The organism is Bradyrhizobium sp. Kon37 (genome assembly GCF_055807535.1).
In genome coordinates this window covers 65,616-83,172 of record NZ_JBVVOY010000024.1, presented here as the reverse complement: position 1 = coordinate 83,172, position 17,557 = coordinate 65,616, and the positions used below count along the sequence as shown (strand labels likewise).

Genomic DNA, 17,557 nt, shown 5'->3' with positions numbered 1-17,557 from the left:
GCAAGATAACGACGGCGAGGAAACGAAATGACCGGGATTGTGCGGCTCGCGCTAGCTGGCCTGATGGCGATCACAGCGATGGGCACGGCCCGAGCCGAGGACGCGCTGAAAGCCAGGATCGGTGTGCTCAGGCTATCCTCCTCCGCGCCGGTCTTCATCGCTCAGGACAAGGGCTATTTCCGCGAGGCCGGCCTCGACGTCGAGCTGAAATTCTTCGATGCGGCGCAGCCGATCGCGGTGGCCACCACATCCGGCGACATCGATTTCGGCGTCACCGCCTTCACCGCCGGTCTCTACAATCTCGCCGGCAAGGGCGTGCTCAAGGTGATCGGCGGCATGAGCCGCGAGAAGGCCGGCTATCCCCTGATCGGCTATTTCGCCAGCAACAACGCCTATGCGAGCGGCCTGAAGACGCCGAAGGATCTCGCCGGCAAGCGCGTGGCGATGACGCAGGTCGGCTCCTCCTTTCACTATTCGCTCGGCCTGCTTGCCGACAAATACGGCTTCAAGCTCGCCGACGTGAAGATCGTGCCGTTGCAATCGCTGTCGAATGCGGCGGCCGCGCTGAAGGGCGAAACCGTGGATGCGGCGCTGCTGCCGATCTCCACCGCGCGAAAGCTGATGGACGACGGCGGTGCGAAGTTTCTCGGCTGGGTCGGCGACGAGACACCCTGGCAATTGGGCGCGGTGTTCGCCTCGCCGAAGACGCTGACCAACAAGGTGCTGGTGACGAAGCTGCTCGGCGCTTTGGCAAAGGCCGACCGCGAATATCACAACGTCATCCTTGCCGCGATGAAGGACGGTGTCGCGCCGATCAATGACAAGACAAAGCCGCTGCTGGAGATCATCGCCAAATATACGAACCTGCCGGTCGAGCAGGTGGTCGGCAACTGCGCCTATATCGATCCCGACGGCAAGCTGGATGTGAAGAACGTCGACAACCAGATCAAATGGCTCCAGGAGCAGGGTTTTGCCGACAAGGGTTTTGACGCGAATGCGATCATCGCAAAGGAATTTGTGAAGGCGGATTGAGAGTAGAACGCAACGCATGGACCTGATCGCCAACCACATCACCCATCGCTTCGGCGAACTCGCCGTGCTCGACGACGTCTCGTTCACCGTCAGCGCGGGCGAGGTGGTGGCGATCGTGGGGCCCTCGGGCTGCGGCAAGAGCACGCTGCTGTCGATCCTCGGCGGGCTATTGCTGCCGACCTCCGGCGCGCCCGAGCTGCGTGGGTCGCCGCCGGCGGACAGTCTCAATCCGCTCACCTTCGTGTTCCAGGACTTTGCGCTGCTGCCCTGGGCCAATGTGGAGGAGAACGTCGAATTCCCGCTGCTGCACACCCAGCTCTCGGCCGTGCAGCGCCGCGCGCTGGTCGACGACGCCTTGCGCCGCACCGGCCTGACCGATTTTCGCGAAGCCTATCCAAAGCAGCTGTCCGGCGGCATGCGCCAGCGCGTCGGCATTTCGCGCGCGCTTGCGGTACGTCCCGCCATCCTGCTCATGGACGAGCCGCTCTCGGCGCTGGATTCGCAGACCCGCGAACTGCTGATGGAGGATTTCGTCCGGCTGCTCGCCGATGGCGGCATGGGCGCGGTCTATGTCACGCATAATCTCGAAGAGGCGGCGCGGCTTGCCGACCGCATCGTGGTGCTGTCGCGGCGTCCAGGCCGCATTCGCGAAGTCGTGAACGTGCCAATGACGCGCACTGAGCGCGGTGACATTGCAGCCCGTGAAAAGCTGCTCGCGCTTCAGAACCAGATCTGGTCGCTGATCCGCAACGAGGCGATCGATGCCGAGCGCGAGGTTCAGCATGCTTGATCGCGCGCCAGTGGGGACATCTGCGAAGGCTGACGCGGTCCGACCCGTCCGCTTTCGCGGCGCCGGCTTCGTGCCGGCGAGCAGCCGTTTCGGCGGCTGGATCGCGCTCGCGTTGGTCATTGCGATCTGGCAGGCGGCGGGCAGCACCGGCCTCGTCAATCCGCTGTTCCTGCCACCACCATCGGCGATCGCGCGTGCGATCTACCAGCTCGCGATCTCGGGCGCACTGTGGCAGCACCTTTCCGCGTCGCTCATGCGCATCGGTGTCGGCTGGCTGCTCGGCACGGCGGCCGGTGTCGCGGTCGGCTTTGCCATCGGCCTGTCGCGGCTGGCGCGCAGCGTCGGCATCACCTTCATCTCGGCGCTGTTCCCGATCCCGAAGATCGCGCTGCTGCCGCTGTTGATCCTCTGGCTCGGCATCGGTGAAGAGCCGAAGATCGCGACCATTGCGCTTGGCGTGTTCTTCTCGACCGCGATCTCGGTCTATAGCGGCGTCGACGCGGTGCCGCGCAACCTGATCCGCATGGCGCAGAGCTTCAACGTGCCGTTCGCGACCATTGTGCGCAAGGTGGTCTGGCCGGGCGCGCTGCCCGCAATCCTCGCCGGCTTCCGCATCACGTCGTCGGTGGCGCTGCTGCTCGTCGTCAGCGCCGAGATGATCGGCGCGCAATACGGCATCGGCGCGTTCGTGCTGCAGGCCGGCAATTTGATGCAGACGGATCAGCTGCTCGCGGGCGTGGTGATCCTGTCGGTGTTCGGGTTGATCGTGGGGCGGGTGATCAACTGGCTGGAGATGCGGCTGTTGCACTGGCGGTGAGGTTTACTCCGTCATTGCGAGCGCAGCGAAGCAATCCAGACTGTCGCCGTGGAAAGATTCTGGATTGCTTCGCTGCGCTCGCAATGACGCTGCTACTGGCAGCGCACCTCACGCATTCCCGCGATCTTCCCGGAACAAATCCAGCTTCTGCTGCACGGGCCGATCCGAGAAGCTGAACAGCACCGCATCCATGTCCGCCTCGTGCGTGACCCATTGCCAGCTCGGCACCACGAACAAATCGCGCGGGCCCCATTCGAAGGTCGATTCCCCGATGCGGGTACGGCCGTGGCCTTCGATCGGACAGAACACCGTTGCGTCGGTCGCGCGATAGCGCGCGGTCTTGAAGCCCTTCGGCAGCAACTGGATGAAGGTGCCGATGGTCGGCATCGCGAAGTCGCCGGTCTCGGGGTTGCTGAATTTCAGCTTCAGCCCGTGACATGCGTCCCACTCCTGGCTCGTGCGGGCTTTCTCCAGTGCTTCGCGCGTGTAGGCATAGGGATAGCTGAAGATCGGCGACGTCTTCGAGCTCCGCTTCACGTCGACCGGCAGCAGATTGTGGCCGTAGCGCGCGAAGCTGTCGCCGGCGGGCCTTGTAATCTTCTGCTGATCCTCGTTGGAGCCTTCCGCGAAGGAGCAGTCGAAGAACTGCACCAGCGGAATGTCGAGACCGTCGAGCCAGAACATCGGCTGGTCGGTCTCGTTGGAATGATCGTGCCAGGTCATCGACGGCGTGATGATGAAGTCGCCTTGCTCCATCGCGGTGCGCTCGCCGTCGACCGCGGTGTGGGCGCCCTTGCCTTCGAGCACGAAGCGCAGCGCCGATTGGCTGTGCCGGTGGGCGGGCGCGACGTCGCCGGGCACCACCATCTGCACGCCGGCATAGAGCGACGTGGTGATTTTCGACTGTCCGCGCAGGCCGGGATTTTCCAGCACCAGCACGCGCCGTTCGGCTTCTTTCGCCGTGATCAGCTTGCCGGCTTCGGTCATGTAGTCGCGGATGACCTCGAACTTCCACAGATGCGGCCGGCAGGCGCTCTTCGGCTCCGGCGTGATCAGATCGCTCATGACGGTCCAGAGCGCGGTGAGATTCTCGCCGTCGATCTTCTTGTAGAACGCCTCGCGTTCCGGCGTCTTGGTCACGGCTTCCATGGTGCGGCTCCCGTCGTTTTGTTGATTGACAGTATACTTACGATCTAGGTAGCGTCAACGTGCGAACAAGAACGAAACGGGAGGGTTCCGATGAAGCTGCACGGCTATTTCCGCTCCAGCGCCGCCTACCGGGTGCGGATCGCGCTAAACCTCAAGGGTCTCGGTGCCGAGCACCTGCCGCATCACCTTCGCAAGGGCGAGCAATGCGCGCCCGCCTATCTCGCCATCAATCCGCAGGGCCTGGTGCCCGCGCTGGAGAACGATGCGGGCGCAGTGCTGACCCAATCGGTCGCCATCATCGAATGGCTCGACGAGACCCATCCCAACCCGCCGCTGCTGCCGAGGGATGCGTTGCAGCGCGCCAAGGTGAGGGCGTTCGCGTTGGCGATCGCCTGCGACACTCATCCCGTGCAGAATCTGAAGGTGCTGGCGCGGCTGCGCGAGCTTGGCCTTGCCGAGGAGAAGGTTCAGGACTGGGCGGCGTGGGTCAACCGCGAGGGCCTCGCTGCCTGCGAGACGCTGATCAGAAACGAGCCGGGCCCGTTCTGCTTCGGGGATGCGCCGACGATCGCCGATCTCTGCCTGGTGCCGCAGCTCGCCAATGCGCGCCGCTTCGGCGTCGACGTCTCCGCCTATCCGCGTCTGCTTAAGGCGGAAGCTGCGGCCAAGGCGCTCCCGGCGTTCGTCAACGCCGCGCCGGAGAAGCAGCCCGATGCCGAGTAAGCCTGCCCCTCCGATCACGATAGATGCGGTCTATGCCGCGCCGGGCTATCTGTTCCGGCGCATGCAGCAGATCGCGGTCTCGATCTTCATGGAGGAATGCAAGGCGTTCGACCTCACGCCGGTGCAATACGCGGCGCTGATCGCGATCCACACCCACCCCGGCATCGACGCGACGCGACTGTCCGCGGTGATCGCCTTCGACCGCTCCACGCTCGGCAGCGTCATCGAGCGGCTTCAGGCCAAGGATTTCGTCGAGCGCAGGCCAGCGCCGGAAGACAAGCGGATCAAGCTGCTCTATTTGACCAAATCAGGCGCGGCGATCCTGCGCGACATCATTCCCGCCGTCGAACGCGCCCAGATGCGGATGCTCGAGCCGCTCAAGCCGGCGGACCGCAAGGCGCTGATGGGGCTCCTGGTGCAGCTCGTCGATCTCAACAACGAGGCGTCGCGGGTGCCGCTCCGGGCGGAGGACGCGCTGGAGCATCTGGGGAAGACGGGGTGAGGGGCGGGCGTCAAATACCGCCGTCGTCCCGGCGAAGGCCGGGACCCATAACCACCGAGTTTGGTTTGGCGAAGTTAGGTGGTGACCAGCTCGCGCCAATAACTCCCACTCGGCGTATGGGTCCCGGCCTTCGCCGGGACGACAGCGAGAGTGTGGCTCACATCCGCAACAACGCCTGCCGGTCGATCTTCCCCGTGCCGGTCTTCGGCAGCTCGTCGATGAAGATCACCTCGCGCGGATATTTGTAGGGAAGCAGCTTGCCCTTCACGTAGTCCTGCAGCCGCCGGGTCGCTTCGCTTTGATCAGCCGCGCAGCTGTTCATCACCACGACCGCCTTCAGCGTCATGCGCCGGTCCGGCAGCTCGGCCGCGAACACCGCGCATTCGCGGATGTCCGGGTGGTCGGCGAGGCACAGCTCGACCTCGAGCGGGTAGACCCACTGGCCGGAGATCTTGATGAGATCGTCGGCGCGGCCGCGGAAGAAGTGAAAGCCCTCGGCATCGCGGACGAAGCGGTCGCCGGTGTAGATCCAGCCGCCTTCGCGGATGGTCTCGGCGGATTTGTCCGGCCGGTTCCAGTATAGCGGCGTGTTGGAATCGCCGCGCACCCACAAGATGCCTTCCTCGTCGTCGGCGACATCGCGGCCGTCCTTGTCGCGCAGCGCGACCTCGTAGCCGGGCACGCGCAGGCCGGCGGCGCCGAGCTTCTTCTGCTCGGGACGGTTGGAGAGATAGATGTGCAGCACCTCGGTCGAGCCGAGGCCTTCGACGATCTCGAGACCGGTGAGCGTCTTCCAGCCGTTGAAGACGTCGGCCGAGAGCACCTCGGCGGCCGAGAGCGCCATGCGCAGGGACGAGAAGTCGGTCTTGTCGGCACCCTCGGCCCTGGTCAGCGACGTATAAAGCGTCGGCAGGCCGAAGAAGACCGTCGGCTTGTACTGCTCGATCGCCGCGAAGATCGCCGCGGGCTTCGGCTGGCCCGGCAACAGCAGCGTCGTCGCGCCCGCCGAGAACGGGAAGGTGATCGCGTTGCCAAAGCCATAGGCGAAGAAGATTTTCGGCACCGAGAAGCAGATGTCGTCCGGCGTCAGCTTCAAGACGTTCTGCGCAAAGGCGGCCTCGCTATAGGCCATGTCGTGCTGGAGATGCACGATGCCCTTGGGCCGGCCGGTTGACCCCGACGAGTACATCCAGAACGCCATCTCGTTGCGACGCGTGTCGGCTTCCGCGAGCTCAGTCGGAAATTGCGGGAGCCAGCCGGCGGCAGAGACGGCGTTCGGTGCGGCGTGATCGCCCACCGCGCCATTGGCGACGATCAGCGTCTGCAAGCTCGTGTCCTTGCAAGCCTCGGCGTTGAACCGTGCACAGAACTCGGCATCCGCCACCGCGACAGAAGCGCCGGAATCGGCGAGATAGAATTGCAGCAGATCCGGCGGCGTCAGCGTGTTGATCAGCAATGGCACGAAGCCGGCGCGCACCGCGCCGAAGAACGCGGCCGGATAGGCCGGGGTGTCGTCGAGGAACAGCAGCACGCGGTCGCCGCGCTCGAGGCCGAGCGAGGCAAAGCCGTTGCCCCAGCGTCCGGCTTCCGCGCAGAGCTCGGCGTAGGTGCGCGTCCCCGCGGGGCCAATGAGTGCGAGCTTGTCGCCGCATCCTCTTGCGAGATTGTCGAACAGCACGCGGCTGGCGTTGTAGACCTCCGGAACGGAAAAGCCGACCTCGCGCGCGCCCGCGCAGTCGGCGGGCACCTGGTCGTTAATCTGCCCGCTCATGCCTCGTCCCCACCGTTCTTGGCGGCTTCGTAGCGCGCCATGAAGGCCGGCGACATCGCGCGCAGGCGGGAGTCGTCGATGCGGCCTGAGCGGGTGATGTAGCTGTAGGCAAAGTCCATCAGGCCCTGCTGCATGTGCTGAGCAAAGTGCTCGTACCAGAAAGCGCTGGTCCGCGCGGCGTTGACGAGCTTCTGCACCACCGGCTTTCGCGCGGCCTGGTAGCGATGCAGGGCGGTGGAGAGATGGGCATCCGATTCCAGCGCCTTGACCAGCGCAATGGCGTCCTCGATCGCGAGCCGCGTGCCAGAGCCGATCGAGAAATGCGCCGAGTGCAGGGCGTCACCGAGCAGCACCATGTTCTTGAACGACCAGTGCTCGTTCCAGACCCAGGGGAAGTTGCGCCAGACCGATTTGTTGGAGACCAGCGAGCGGCCGCCGAGCGTGTCGGCGAACACCTCCTCGCAGACGCCCTTGGACTGCTCCACGTCCTTGTAGGCGAAACCGTAGGCCTGCCAGGTCGCGTGATCGCATTCGACCAGGAAGGTGCTCATGGTCGGCGAGTAGCGGTAGTGATGGGCGTTGAAGGCGCCGCGGTCGGTCTTCACAAAGGTCTGCGACAGCGTGTCGAAGCGCTTGGAGGTGCCGTACCAGACGAACTTGTTTGAGGAGTAGGACAGCGAGGTGCCGAAATCGCCCTCGAAGGCGCGGCGCACCAGCGAGTTCAGCCCGTCGGCGGCGACGATCAGATCGTGCCCGTTGAGCTGGTCGATCGCATGAATCGGCGTGTCGAAGCGCGGTGTGACGCCGGCATCGAGCGCGCGCTGCTGCAGGAATCGCAAGAGCTCGAGCCGGCCAATCGAGGAGAAGCCGACGCCGTCGATGGCCACGCTGTCGCCGCTCAGGTTCAGCGTGATGTTCTCCCAGCTCTCCATGTGCGGCGCGATCGCGTCGACCGTCTCGGGGTCGTCGGCACGCAGGAATTCCAGCGCCTGGTCGGAGAACACGACGCCAAAGCCCCAGGTCGCGTCGGCCGGGTTCTGTTCGAACAGGTCGACCTGATCCTCGGGGTGACGCTTCTTCCAGAGATAGGCGAAGTAGAGCCCACCGGGCCCCCCGCCAATCACGGCGATCCGCAACGTCTGTCCTCCCTGATTGACAGTATACTTACTATCTAGGGGTAGACTAATGTGCTCCGGCTTCCCGCGCCAGCGGAATTATCGGCGAAGCGCGCGGCACGCCGAAGCTCATGTCCGGACGCGTGTTTGGCGCGAAGCAGTGACCTCGCGAAGCATAGCCAAACCGCGCCGGCTTGGCCATCCGCACCGTCAGACGCAGCGCTTCACGTAAACCCCGTCCACCAGCACCCTGGTACAGCGGACCACCGGATCTCACGCTTCTCTAGCGTGCAGCGAACGGCGCCAGCACGTCCTTGCAGGCGGGCGACAGCGACGCGGCGTTGCTGGCAACGCATTGGATGATCCGACCGCCACCTGGCGCCACGCTGCCGCACAGCGTACGGATGTCGGCGCCGCAGGCGGAGCGAACGATGAACCGCTCTTCGCGCGGCCGCAGCGGGCGCAGCGCAATCACGGCAGGCGCGGCTGCCGGCGCAGCTGCCGCCGCAGGAGCAGCACCCGCAGATGCCGCCGTTGCTGCCGCGCCACCGCCGCCGGCCGCGGCGCTCACGGCCTTCTCGCAGGCCGGCGAAACCCTCGCCTTGTTCTTCTCCAGGCATTCGAGTGAGGGCGCGCCGCCCGGCGGCACGCTGGCGCACACCTTGGGATAATCGGCGCGGCACGCGCTCTTGACGGCAGCGACCTGAGCGCTGCTTGGCTGTTTGGCTGCAGCGGCCTTGGGCGCGGCAGCGGCAGCGGGCTTTGCGGCGGGAGCGGATTCAGCCTTCGGTGCGGCAGGCGCGGCCTCCGCCTTGGGTGGAGCCTCTTTGGGTGCAGCCTCGGTCTTCGGTGCAGCTTCGGTCTTCGGCGCCGCAGCAGGCTCGACCGCGCGAACCGCGGTTTGGCATCCCGATGACAGGCCGGACATGTTCTTCTGCAAACATTGATACGCTTCAACGCCGCCGGGCGTGACGCTCGCGCAGTGCGCGATGAAGTCCGAGCGGCATGCGGAGCGGATCGCGCTCTTCTGCGCCTCGGTCGGTGCTTGTGCGAACGCGCCTGCTGCAGTTGCGAAAAGAGCCGCCGCCAGCAACGCCCCGCGTGCCGACGCATGTTTCAACATGTTGAACATCTGAGTGAATTCCTGCCCTGTCGGTAACGCCGACAATTTTTTCAAATGTGATGCAAACATTGGTCGCGGGTGATGCCGCGCGCGGCATCATTGGCCGCCGCGACCTCTACCGCAAGTAGATATTGGCTTTGCAATTGCGACGTAACTACGTCGTCAGAGCTTGACCATGCGCTTGCCGCGATTGTCGCCCGCCAGCAGTCCGATCAGCGCCTTCGGCGTGTTCTCGAGGCCGTCGATGATGTCCTCCTGCACCTTCAGCTTGCCGGATGTGACCCAGGCCTGGAGGTCGGCGAGCGCGCGCTGGCTTTCCTTCATGTAGTCCATCACGATGAAGCCCTGCATGACGAGCCGCTTCACCACGATCAGGCCGGGCACGCCGCGCGGGCCGTGTGCCGAGGGCGCGCCGTCATATTGCGAGATCGCGCCGCAGCAGGCGATGCGGCCGTAATTGTTCATCTGCGGCAGGCAGGCTTCGAGAATGTCGCCGCCGACATTGTCGAAATAGACGTCGATGCCCTTCGGAGCTGCCGCGCGCAACGCCTTGAACACCGCGCCGTCCTTGTAGTCCACGGCCGCATCGAAGCCGAGCTCGGAGGTCAGCCAGTTGCACTTGTCGGCGCCGCCGGCGATGCCGACCACGCGGCATCCCTTGATCGTCGCGATCTGCCCGACGATCGAGCCGACCGAGCCTGCGGCCGCGGAGACCACGACCGTCTCGCCCTCTTTGGGCTTGCCGATCTCCAGCAGGCCGAAATAGGCGGTGAGGCCGGCAATGCCGAACACGCTGAGCAGATGCGTCATCGGCTCGAGCTTCGGCATCTTGGTGAGATGCTTGGCGGGCACTGCCGCCAACTCCTGCCAGCCGGTGTCGCCGAACACGATGTCGCCCGGCGCAAGCCCCGGCGCCTTTGAGCTGACGACCTCGGCGATGGCGCCGCCGGCCATCACACTGTTGGCTTCGACTGCTGAACGATAGGTCGCGCCGTGCATCCAGGCGCGGTTGGCGGCGTCGAGCGAGATGTATCGCACGCGCAGCAAGGCCTCGCCGTCCTTCGGCTCAGGCACCGCGCCTTCGACCAGCTTGAAGTGCTCGGGGCCGAGCTTGCCGCTGGGCTTTTCCACCAGAAGAATCTGACGATTGACGCTGGCGCTCATGATGTTTCCCCTCGGTCGTTTGACGATTATTGATGCAGCTGCCGCAAGAAAAACGTGCAAGCCGCTTTCGTTGTGCGCTGCATGAAGGCTAGATCGCGGGCGGCAGTTTCGCAACGGGAACATCCGCCCCGACGGTCGCACGCCAAGCGTGTTGCGCAGCCGTCATATCTGCGACATCATGAAGCGGTCGGTGTAGCGGGGGTGTTCAATGTCGAACAGGTTTACGCAATTCATTCTGGTGGCGATGGTGCTGGGCATCATCATGGGCGCGGCGATCTACAATTTCTTGCCCGACACGCGGGGCGACTGGGCCTCGTCCATCAACCTGATCGCCGTGATTTTCCTGCGCCTGATCAAGATGATCATCGCGCCGCTGGTGTTTGCGACCCTGGTCGGCGGCATTGCTCATATGGGTTCGGGCTCCAAGCTCGGTCGCATCTTCGCCAAGACCATGGGCTGGTTCATCAGCGCCTCTTTCGTCTCGCTGATGCTCGGCCTCGTGATGGTCAATCTGCTCCAGCCCGGCGCGAACTTCCCCGGTACGCTGCCTGACAAGGCGCAGTCGACCGGCCTGCCGGTTTCCGCCTTCTCGATCGAAAAATTCCTGACCCATCTGATCCCGACCTCGATCGCGGATGCGATGGCGCAGAACGAGATCCTGCAGATCGTGATCTTCGCCGTGTTCTTCTCGGTGGCGATGGGCTCGATGCCCGAGCGCTCCAAGCCGATCCTGGCGCTGATCGACGACATCGGCCACATCATGCTCAAGGTGACGGGCTATGTGATGCTGTTCGCGCCGTTCGCGGTCTGGGCCGCCATCACCGCGACGGTTGCCAAGAACGGCCTGCTGGTGCTCTGGAAGCTCATCGTCTTCATGGGCGGCTTCTATCTCTCGCTCGCGCTGCTGTGGGGCATCCTGGTGGTCGTGGGCTTCATCGTGATCGGGCCGCGCTACGCCCATCTGCTGAAGCTGATCCGCGAGCCGCTGATGATCGCGTTCTCCACCGCGAGCTCCGAAGCGGCCTATCCGAAAACCCTGGAGGGGCTGAACAAGTTCGGCGCCTCGTCGCGGATATCGAGCTTCGTGCTGCCGCTCGGCTATTCCTTCAATCTCGATGGCACGATGATGTACTGCACCTTCGCGAGCGTCTTCATCGCGCAGAGCTACCATATCGACATGCCGCTAGGCACTCAGCTCGCGATGCTGGCGACCCTGATGATCACCTCGAAGGGCGTCGCCGGCGTGCCGCGCGCCTCCCTCGTGGTGATCGCCTCGACGCTGTCGCAATTCGGCATCCCCGAGGCCGGGCTGTTGATGATCATGGGCATCGACACCTTCCTCGACATGGGCCGCAGCGCCACCAACGTGATCGGCAACACGCTCGCGACCTCGGTCGTGGCCAAGTGGGAAGGCGAGCTCGGGCCCGAGCACGAGCTTGGAGCGGGCGATGCCGTGCCGGGGGACATGATCCCCGGCGAAGTGCCTGCGATGGCCGGCCATTGATCGGAGTGCATCATGCGCCTTTCAATGGCGATATCGGGCGGCTTGTTTTTGGCAGCGTGCCAGCTGGCCACGGGTGCCTCCGCCCAGACCGGTGGCAGCGAAGGGCTTAGCCCGACGCTGTCAGCGATCAAGACGGCGCACACCGTGCGGCTCGGCTATCGCGAGAGCTCGCCGCCGTTCTCCTTCCTCGATCAGGCCAACCGGCCGATCGGCTACAGCCTCGAGCTTTGCGAGGCCATCGTCGAGGAGATCGGCGTCGAGGTCGACGATCCCGATCTCAAGATCGCCTACGTCAAGGTCACCTCGGATGACCGCATCGACGCCGTGCTCCAGAACAAGATCGACCTGGAATGCGGCTCGACCACGGCCAATGCCGAACGCGGCAAGCGCGTCGCCTTCTCGCCGCTGATGTTCGTTGCCGGCACCAAACTGATGGTGCCGAAGGCGTCCAGCGTCCAGTCACTGGCTGATCTGAAGGGCAAGACCATCGTAGTGACGAAGGGCACCACCAACGAGCAGGCGATCCAGGCGGCCGACAAGAAGTCCTCGTTGGGACTGACCATCGTTGTCGGTGCTGATCACGAACAGTCATACCAGATGCTCGTCGACGGCAAGGCCGATGCGTTTGCGACCGACGACATCCTGCTGTCCAGCCTGATTGTGCGCCACAAGGCACAGGACAAGTTCCGCGTCACCGGCGATTACCTGTCCTACGACCCCTACGGCATCATGTTCCGCAAGGGCGAGCCGCAACTGACGGCCGTGGTCGATCGCACCTTCCGCAAGCTCGGCTCCAACCACGACCTCGTTCCGCTCTACAACAAATGGTTCACCGCAAGGCTTCCGACCGGCGAACGGCTGAACGTGCCGATCTCGCTGCAGCTGGAGGAAGCCTTCAAGGCGATGGACGATTCCGCAAGCGCGAATAACTAGCGCTGTGCGACGAGCGCCGCTGCGCCCTCTCCCCTTACAAAGGGAGGGCAATTGCATATCGCGTGCACGATGCGGCAGCATCGGCGGTGGGCTCCCTCTCCCGCTTGCGGGGGAGGGCTGGGGTGGGGGTGTCTCCGCGTCGGGATTGCTGAGAATTGCGCAGGATGTCCCGGTGTGGCGAGAGCCCTCACCCGCCGCGCGCGGGACGATGCTGCGCATCGCCCGGGGCGCGTCGGCCTCTCCCGCAAGCGGGAGAGGCGGAGCAAGCCCGCGGTCCTCGTGAAATCCATATGCGATCGCCCTGCCATAGAGAGGGCGCAGCAACGATCAGCGCGTGCTCACGCGCCTGCGGGCACCTGGTCCAGAAATCCCGTGATGCTCCTGATACGGCCGTCCTTCAGCACGGCGAAATCCGTCCCCTTGATCGGGCTGTCGATGCCATCAGGACCAAGGCCCCAACTGAAGCGGACATGGTCGCCGTAGCCGTTGGGCTCGCCGATCAGCTTGAACTTGAAATCGGGAAAGCGCTGCTGCACGCCTGCGATCAGCGCATCGACGCCGTCATGGCCGTTGCCCTTCATCAGGGGATCGACATAGCTCGCATCCGCCGTCCAGTTCTGGCTCAGCAGTTCGCGCCGGCGGCCGGCTGCACGCTCGTTCCAGAGATCGATGTAGCGGCGGGCGATGGTGATGGGGTCGGTCATTGTGGTCTCCTTCGATGGCGCCGTGTCGTTCGGCTGACCTGACTATCGAAGGTTTGCGCGCGCTGATCGATTACCTCGGAGGTCATGCGCATGATCCGGGAAAGCGTGAAGCGGTTTCCCGATCGGATCATGCGTCGACGAGCGCGCGCAAATGTCGTCGCGAACTTACTTCGCCGCGGTGACCATGATTTCGACGGTGTATTGTGCCGCCGCGAGCTTGGCTTCGACGGTGGCGCGTGCCGGCGTGTTGCCGGGCGAGACCCAGGCGTCCCACACCGCATTCATCTCGCCAAACGTCTTCATGTCGGTGATGTAGATCGTGGCCGAGAGCAGCTTCGACTTGTCGGTGCCGGCCTTGGCGAGATGGCTGTCGATGGTCGCCAGGATGTCCTGGGTCTGCTTCGTCACGCTTTCGCCGGCGGCGTTGTTGGCGACGACGCCGGCGAGATAGACGGTGTTGCCGTGCACGACGACCTGGCTCATGCGCGGGCCGGTTTCAAGACGCTGAATGCTCATTGGGGTCTCCTTTGAATGGCGGCCCTGTCTAGCGCAGCGGCCTGCCCTGTGCCACCCCAGGCACGCATGCGTTGCCGGGCACGCATGCGTTGCCAGGCACGCATGCGTCGTCGGCGATGCCTGAGTTGCACTTCAAGGAAACCGGCCGAAGAACGTCCAGATCGTCTCGGCGGCGTCGATGTCGCCGTTCTGCGATCCGAGCAAGCTGGCGGCGACCTTCGGGAAGCGGGCATCCGGAGAAAATCCGGGCATGCGGTGCCCCCCTTGATTGATGCGATAAAGCACGACGTCGTGCCCTCCAGGACAGCGCGACGAGATCCGCGTCACCGTGGACTGGTCTGCGGGCGCCCTGTCGGGCAAATCGGTCGCGTCGGCATTGTCGGTCTCGCAGCCGTTGAGCTTGCGCCAGAACGCAAGCGTCTCGTCGGTGGACCAGAACCCGTCGGCGGCATAATAGCTCGATCCGCGGCCGCCCTCGTAGGGGACCAGCGGATCGGCCGTGCCGTTCATCAGCAGCATCGGTAGCGGCCGCGACGGATGGCACGTGACCGCGGCCTCATCGGTGAGGTTCATGCTCACGCTCGCGCCGGCAGCAAACAGATCGGCGCGGGCGCAGACCAGCGTCATGGCCATGGCGCCGCCATTAGAGACGCCGGTGACATAGACGCGGCGAGGGTCGGCGGTGCCGTTCGCCACCAGCTTCTCGACGAGCTTTGAGATGAAGGCGACGTCATCGGTGCCCGCGGGCGGGCCACGGAGCGCCGGTCCCGCCTTGGTCCTCGCATCGGCCCATGCGTGGTTGAGGCCATCGGGAAAGACCACGGCAAACCCTTCGCGCTTTGCGACCTGCGGCCACGCCGTCCGTGTCATCATGTCGGCGCCGCGCTGGGTCTTGCCGTGCAGCACGACGACGAGCGGCACGAGCCGCTTCGCCGGCAATTGCACAGTGTAGGACCGCTTCACGCCGTCGACGTCGATCGTATCGGCGGACGCAGCCGAGGCGGCGGCCAATGCCGCAACAAACGCCGCGATGCGCAGCCGCCACCGCATGATCTAGCCCACGGCCTTCGCCGCGGCGCGGCCCGCATTGCGGCCCGAGAACAGGCAGCCGCCGAGGAACGTGCCTTCCAGCGAGCGATAGCCGTGCACGCCACCGCCGCCGAAACCGGCGGCTTCGCCCACTGCATAGAGACCAGGGATGACGCTGCCCTCCTCACCGAACACGCGCGAAGAGAGGTCGGTCTCGAAACCGCCCAGCGTCTTCCGCGTGAGGATGTTGAGCTTGACCGCGATCACGGGCCCTTGCGCGGGATCGAGGATGCGGTGCGGGGAGGCGGTGCGGATCAGCCTGTCGCCGATATAGCGCCGCGCATTGTGGATGTTCATCACCTGCGCATCCTTGACGTAAGGATTGGCGATCTCACGGTCGCGCGCCTCGATCTGCATCCTGATGTGCTCGAGCTTGAGGAGGTCGCTGCCGGTCAGCTTGTTCATGGCCGCAACGAGATCCTCGATCTTGTCGCGCACGATGAAGTCGACACCATGGCTTTTGAACGCTTCCACCGGCGCCGGCGCACCCTTGTTGGTGGCGCGCTTGATTGTCATGCGCCAGCTCTTGCCGGTGAGGTCGGGGTTCTGCTCCGAACCCGACAGCGCAAACTCCTTCTTGATGATGCTCTGGGTCAGGATGAACCAGGAATAATCGTAGCCGGTGGACATGATGTATTGGAGCTGGCCGAGCGTGTCGGAGCCGGGAAACAACGGCGCCGGCAGGCGCGTGCCGGTGGCGTCGAACCACATCGAGGAGGGGCCGGGCAGGATGCGGATGCCGTGGCGCGGCCAGATCGGTGACCAGTTCTGGATGCCTTCGACATAATGCCACATGCGGTCGCGGTTGATCAGCCGCGCGCCTGTTTTCTCGGTGATGCCGATCATGCGGCCGTCGACATGCTCGGGCACGCCGGAGATCATGAATTTCGGCGGCGCGCCGAGCCGCTTCGGCCAGTTCTGCCGCACCAGCTCGTGATTGCCGCCGATGCCGCCGGACGCCACGATCACGGCTTGGGCCTTCAACGCAAACTCGCCGACGATTTTGCGCGATGAGCTCTTGCCGCGCTCGACATTATCCGGGGCGAGAATGGCCCCGCCGACGCCATCCACCGTGCCGTTGGTGATCGAGAGCGCGTCGACGCGATGGCGGAACCGAAAGCTCAGCCGGCCGCTTCTGACGGCCTCGCGCGCGCGGCGCTCGAACGGCTCGACGATGCCGGGCCCGGTGCCCCAGGTGACATGAAAGCGCGGTACCGAATTGCCGTGGCCCATTGCGTCATAGCCGCCGCGCTCGGCCCATCCGACCACGGGGAAAATGCGATGGCCCATCGCGCGCAGCCACGCACGCTTCTCGCCGGCCGCGAACGCCACATAGGCCTCGGCCCATTGCCGCGGCCAGAAGTCCTCGTCGCGGTCGAAGCCGGCGGTGCCGAGCCAGTCCTGCATCGCAAGCTCGAAGGAGTCCTTGATGCCGAGCCGGCGCTGCTCCGGCGAATCGACCAGGAACAATCCGCCGAACGACCAGAACGCCTGGCCGCCGAGCGACTGCTCGCCCTCCTGGTCGACCACGATCACGCGCTTGCCGGCGTCCGCGATCTCGGTTGCGGCCACGAGGCCCGACAGTCCTGCGCCGACAACGATGACGTCAGTCTCTTCAGTCATCTGTTCGGCCATATGTTTCCCCCTTCATGTGTTTCCCCCTCCACAGGTTCCCCCCTGTAGTTGCCCGGATTGAAGCCGGCGGTTGCAACTGAGATCAAGAGGACGGCGCGCAAGACATCGTTAACTTGTTCCACTTCGGGAAAAAGACCGGCTGAGTGCAGCGCCGGCGCAACACTGGATTTGAATTTGTTTTGAGCGAGCCGGCATGCCTAGACAAAACCGCGGTTACGACGGACCCTAGCAGGGCATCACCACCTGACACACAGATTCGAATTCGACTGGGGCGGGGGCCAATGAAGTTTCTGACGGGGTTGCTTGCGGCGGTTCTCCTGATCGCGAGCATGGGCGCTTCTCACGCGGTGGTTCGGATCGCGGATGACCGCGGTGGCCGGATCGGAACCTACGTCGACAAATACCAGGACCTGCGGCAGTCGGGCGACACCGTCATCATCGACGGTCTCTGCGCCTCTGCCTGCACCATCGTCCTCGGCGCCATCCCGCCTGACCGCATCTGCGTGACGTCGCACGCGACACTGGGCTTCCACGCCGCGTGGGATTTCGGCAGCAACGGCCGTGCCGTCACCAATACCGAAGCGACCCAGATGCTCTATGCGATGTATCCCTCGCAGGTGAAGCGCTGGATCAATCAGCGCGGCGGCCTTACCCCGCATATGCTCTTCCTGAAAGGCAGGCAGCTCCAGGCCATGTACAAGCCCTGCTACCTCGACGCGCAGGCCTCGGCCAATAAGCCGTCGCCGCGGTAGGCCGCAGTCGGTCGTTTTCAGAGCTGATCTCTATCCTTCGTCATGGCCGGGCTTGTCCCGGCCATCCACGTCTTTGGCCCGCGCGAGAAGTACGTGGATGCCCGGGCCTTCGCCTCGCCGAAGCCGCTTCGGCCGCGCAGGCGGGACAAGCCCGGGCATGACGGAGATCCTCCGCACCAATTGATCTCTGGCCCGCCCACCGTGCTTGCCCGGCCCCGCCCCAGCGCCTATTTGAGAG

Annotated in this window: 17 protein-coding genes; 8 read left to right on the top strand and 9 right to left on the bottom strand. The window is 64.7% G+C overall.

What is annotated here, in order from left to right:
* Nucleotides 1-27 precede the first annotated feature (27 nt).
* Genes AC0L3J_RS30985 through AC0L3J_RS30975 form a run of 3 tightly spaced genes read left to right on the top strand, consistent with a single transcriptional unit; the run spans nucleotide 28 to nucleotide 2,639 of the window.
* Nucleotides 28-1,032 (top strand): ABC transporter substrate-binding protein, encoded by a 1,005-nt coding sequence (locus tag AC0L3J_RS30985; protein WP_473349547.1) that lies wholly within the window; start codon nucleotides 28-30, stop codon nucleotides 1,030-1,032.
* 16 nt (nucleotides 1,033-1,048) lie between these two features.
* Nucleotides 1,049-1,822: an ABC transporter ATP-binding protein gene (locus tag AC0L3J_RS30980; protein ID WP_473349546.1), complete on the top strand. Its 774-nt coding sequence runs from the start codon at nucleotides 1,049-1,051 to the stop codon at nucleotides 1,820-1,822.
* Complete coding sequence (locus AC0L3J_RS30975) at nucleotides 1,815-2,639, top strand: ABC transporter permease (RefSeq protein WP_473349545.1); 825 nt, start codon at nucleotides 1,815-1,817, stop codon at nucleotides 2,637-2,639. Before AC0L3J_RS30980 ends, AC0L3J_RS30975 begins: the two co-directional genes overlap by 8 nt.
* A gap of 108 nt (nucleotides 2,640-2,747) precedes the next feature.
* On the opposite strand, the gene gtdA is transcribed toward AC0L3J_RS30975, so the two are convergent.
* Nucleotides 2,748-3,788 (bottom strand): gentisate 1,2-dioxygenase, encoded by a 1,041-nt coding sequence (gtdA, locus tag AC0L3J_RS30970; protein ID WP_473349544.1) that lies wholly within the window; start codon nucleotides 3,786-3,788, stop codon nucleotides 2,748-2,750.
* A 90-nt stretch (nucleotides 3,789-3,878) separates the two neighbouring features.
* On the opposite strand from gtdA, the gene maiA reads away from it, so the two are divergent.
* Both maiA and AC0L3J_RS30960 read left to right on the top strand, forming a co-directional pair.
* Nucleotides 3,879-4,511 carry a maleylacetoacetate isomerase gene (gene maiA / locus AC0L3J_RS30965; RefSeq protein WP_473349543.1) on the top strand — a complete coding sequence of 211 codons (633 nt, stop codon included), beginning with the start codon at nucleotides 3,879-3,881 and terminating at the stop codon, nucleotides 4,509-4,511.
* Nucleotides 4,501-5,013, top strand: coding sequence for a MarR family winged helix-turn-helix transcriptional regulator (locus tag AC0L3J_RS30960; RefSeq protein ID WP_473349542.1), 513 nt, complete (start codon nucleotides 4,501-4,503; stop codon nucleotides 5,011-5,013). Before maiA ends, AC0L3J_RS30960 begins: the two co-directional genes overlap by 11 nt.
* 157 nt (nucleotides 5,014-5,170) lie before the next feature.
* On the opposite strand, the gene AC0L3J_RS30955 is transcribed toward AC0L3J_RS30960, so the two are convergent.
* From AC0L3J_RS30955 to AC0L3J_RS30940, 4 genes are all read right to left on the bottom strand, one after another.
* Nucleotides 5,171-6,784, bottom strand: a complete 1,614-nt coding sequence (locus AC0L3J_RS30955) for a benzoate-CoA ligase family protein (RefSeq protein WP_473349541.1) — start codon at nucleotides 6,782-6,784, stop codon at nucleotides 5,171-5,173.
* The gene (locus AC0L3J_RS30950; protein ID WP_219684556.1) at nucleotides 6,781-7,920 is read right to left on the bottom strand and encodes an FAD-dependent monooxygenase; all 1,140 of its coding nucleotides are present in this window, start codon (nucleotides 7,918-7,920) and stop codon (nucleotides 6,781-6,783) included. The genes AC0L3J_RS30955 and AC0L3J_RS30950 overlap by 4 nt, the downstream gene beginning before the upstream one ends.
* Before the next feature lie 262 nt (nucleotides 7,921-8,182).
* Complete coding sequence (locus AC0L3J_RS30945; protein ID WP_473349540.1) at nucleotides 8,183-9,031, bottom strand: cysteine rich repeat-containing protein; 849 nt, start codon at nucleotides 9,029-9,031, stop codon at nucleotides 8,183-8,185.
* A gap of 153 nt (nucleotides 9,032-9,184) precedes the next feature.
* A complete protein-coding gene (locus tag AC0L3J_RS30940) occupies nucleotides 9,185-10,186 on the bottom strand; it encodes an NADP-dependent oxidoreductase (protein WP_473349539.1) in 1,002 nt (333 codons plus the stop codon).
* A gap of 208 nt (nucleotides 10,187-10,394) precedes the next feature.
* Between AC0L3J_RS30940 and AC0L3J_RS30935 the strand changes: the two genes are divergently transcribed.
* Nucleotides 10,395-11,690, top strand: coding sequence for a dicarboxylate/amino acid:cation symporter (locus tag AC0L3J_RS30935; RefSeq protein WP_473349538.1), 1,296 nt, complete (start codon nucleotides 10,395-10,397; stop codon nucleotides 11,688-11,690).
* Between the two features lie 12 nt (nucleotides 11,691-11,702).
* A complete protein-coding gene (locus AC0L3J_RS30930; RefSeq protein WP_473349537.1) occupies nucleotides 11,703-12,623 on the top strand; it encodes an amino acid ABC transporter substrate-binding protein in 921 nt (306 codons plus the stop codon).
* Nucleotides 12,624-12,961: 338 nt separating this feature from the next.
* Here the strand turns inward: AC0L3J_RS30930 and AC0L3J_RS30925 are convergent, their stop codons facing one another.
* The 4 genes from AC0L3J_RS30925 to AC0L3J_RS30910 form a co-directional block, all read right to left on the bottom strand.
* Nucleotides 12,962-13,327, bottom strand: coding sequence for a nuclear transport factor 2 family protein (locus AC0L3J_RS30925; protein ID WP_473349536.1), 366 nt, complete (start codon nucleotides 13,325-13,327; stop codon nucleotides 12,962-12,964).
* Nucleotides 13,328-13,492: 165 nt separating this feature from the next.
* Entirely contained in the window at nucleotides 13,493-13,843 is a 351-nt protein-coding gene (locus tag AC0L3J_RS30920; protein WP_007599359.1) for a RidA family protein, read from the bottom strand.
* A gap of 132 nt (nucleotides 13,844-13,975) precedes the next feature.
* Nucleotides 13,976-14,893 carry an extracellular catalytic domain type 1 short-chain-length polyhydroxyalkanoate depolymerase gene (locus AC0L3J_RS30915; RefSeq protein WP_473349535.1) on the bottom strand — a complete coding sequence of 306 codons (918 nt, stop codon included), beginning with the start codon at nucleotides 14,891-14,893 and terminating at the stop codon, nucleotides 13,976-13,978.
* 3 nt (nucleotides 14,894-14,896) lie between these two features.
* On the bottom strand, nucleotides 14,897-16,555 hold the full coding sequence (locus AC0L3J_RS30910) for an FAD-binding dehydrogenase (protein ID WP_473349534.1): 1,659 nt from the start codon (nucleotides 16,553-16,555) through the stop codon (nucleotides 14,897-14,899).
* Nucleotides 16,556-16,848: 293 nt separating this feature from the next.
* Between AC0L3J_RS30910 and AC0L3J_RS30905 the strand changes: the two genes are divergently transcribed.
* Nucleotides 16,849-17,319 (top strand): Clp protease/crotonase-like domain-containing protein, encoded by a 471-nt coding sequence (locus tag AC0L3J_RS30905; RefSeq protein ID WP_027569999.1) that lies wholly within the window; start codon nucleotides 16,849-16,851, stop codon nucleotides 17,317-17,319.
* Nucleotides 17,320-17,557 lie beyond the last annotated feature (238 nt).

What these genes read in the sequence shown, in the direction of transcription:
- AC0L3J_RS30985 (WP_473349547.1), top strand. Translation starts at nt 28, where the DNA reads ATGACCGGGATTGTGCGGCTCGCGCTAGCTGGCCTGATGGCGATCACA.
- AC0L3J_RS30980 (WP_473349546.1), top strand. Translation starts at nt 1,049, where the DNA reads ATGGACCTGATCGCCAACCACATCACCCATCGCTTCGGCGAACTCGCC.
- AC0L3J_RS30975 (WP_473349545.1), top strand. Translation starts at nt 1,815, where the DNA reads ATGCTTGATCGCGCGCCAGTGGGGACATCTGCGAAGGCTGACGCGGTC.
- gtdA (WP_473349544.1), bottom strand. Translation starts at nt 3,788, where the DNA reads ATGGAAGCCGTGACCAAGACGCCGGAACGCGAGGCGTTCTACAAGAAG.
- maiA (WP_473349543.1), top strand. Translation starts at nt 3,879, where the DNA reads ATGAAGCTGCACGGCTATTTCCGCTCCAGCGCCGCCTACCGGGTGCGG.
- AC0L3J_RS30960 (WP_473349542.1), top strand. Translation starts at nt 4,501, where the DNA reads ATGCCGAGTAAGCCTGCCCCTCCGATCACGATAGATGCGGTCTATGCC.
- AC0L3J_RS30955 (WP_473349541.1), bottom strand. Translation starts at nt 6,784, where the DNA reads ATGAGCGGGCAGATTAACGACCAGGTGCCCGCCGACTGCGCGGGCGCG.
- AC0L3J_RS30945 (WP_473349540.1), bottom strand. Translation starts at nt 9,031, where the DNA reads ATGTTCAACATGTTGAAACATGCGTCGGCACGCGGGGCGTTGCTGGCG.
- AC0L3J_RS30940 (WP_473349539.1), bottom strand. Translation starts at nt 10,186, where the DNA reads ATGAGCGCCAGCGTCAATCGTCAGATTCTTCTGGTGGAAAAGCCCAGC.
- AC0L3J_RS30935 (WP_473349538.1), top strand. Translation starts at nt 10,395, where the DNA reads ATGTCGAACAGGTTTACGCAATTCATTCTGGTGGCGATGGTGCTGGGC.
- AC0L3J_RS30930 (WP_473349537.1), top strand. Translation starts at nt 11,703, where the DNA reads ATGCGCCTTTCAATGGCGATATCGGGCGGCTTGTTTTTGGCAGCGTGC.
- AC0L3J_RS30925 (WP_473349536.1), bottom strand. Translation starts at nt 13,327, where the DNA reads ATGACCGACCCCATCACCATCGCCCGCCGCTACATCGATCTCTGGAAC.
- AC0L3J_RS30920 (WP_007599359.1), bottom strand. Translation starts at nt 13,843, where the DNA reads ATGAGCATTCAGCGTCTTGAAACCGGCCCGCGCATGAGCCAGGTCGTC.
- AC0L3J_RS30915 (WP_473349535.1), bottom strand. Translation starts at nt 14,893, where the DNA reads ATGCGGTGGCGGCTGCGCATCGCGGCGTTTGTTGCGGCATTGGCCGCC.
- AC0L3J_RS30910 (WP_473349534.1), bottom strand. Translation starts at nt 16,555, where the DNA reads ATGACTGAAGAGACTGACGTCATCGTTGTCGGCGCAGGACTGTCGGGC.
- AC0L3J_RS30905 (WP_027569999.1), top strand. Translation starts at nt 16,849, where the DNA reads ATGAAGTTTCTGACGGGGTTGCTTGCGGCGGTTCTCCTGATCGCGAGC.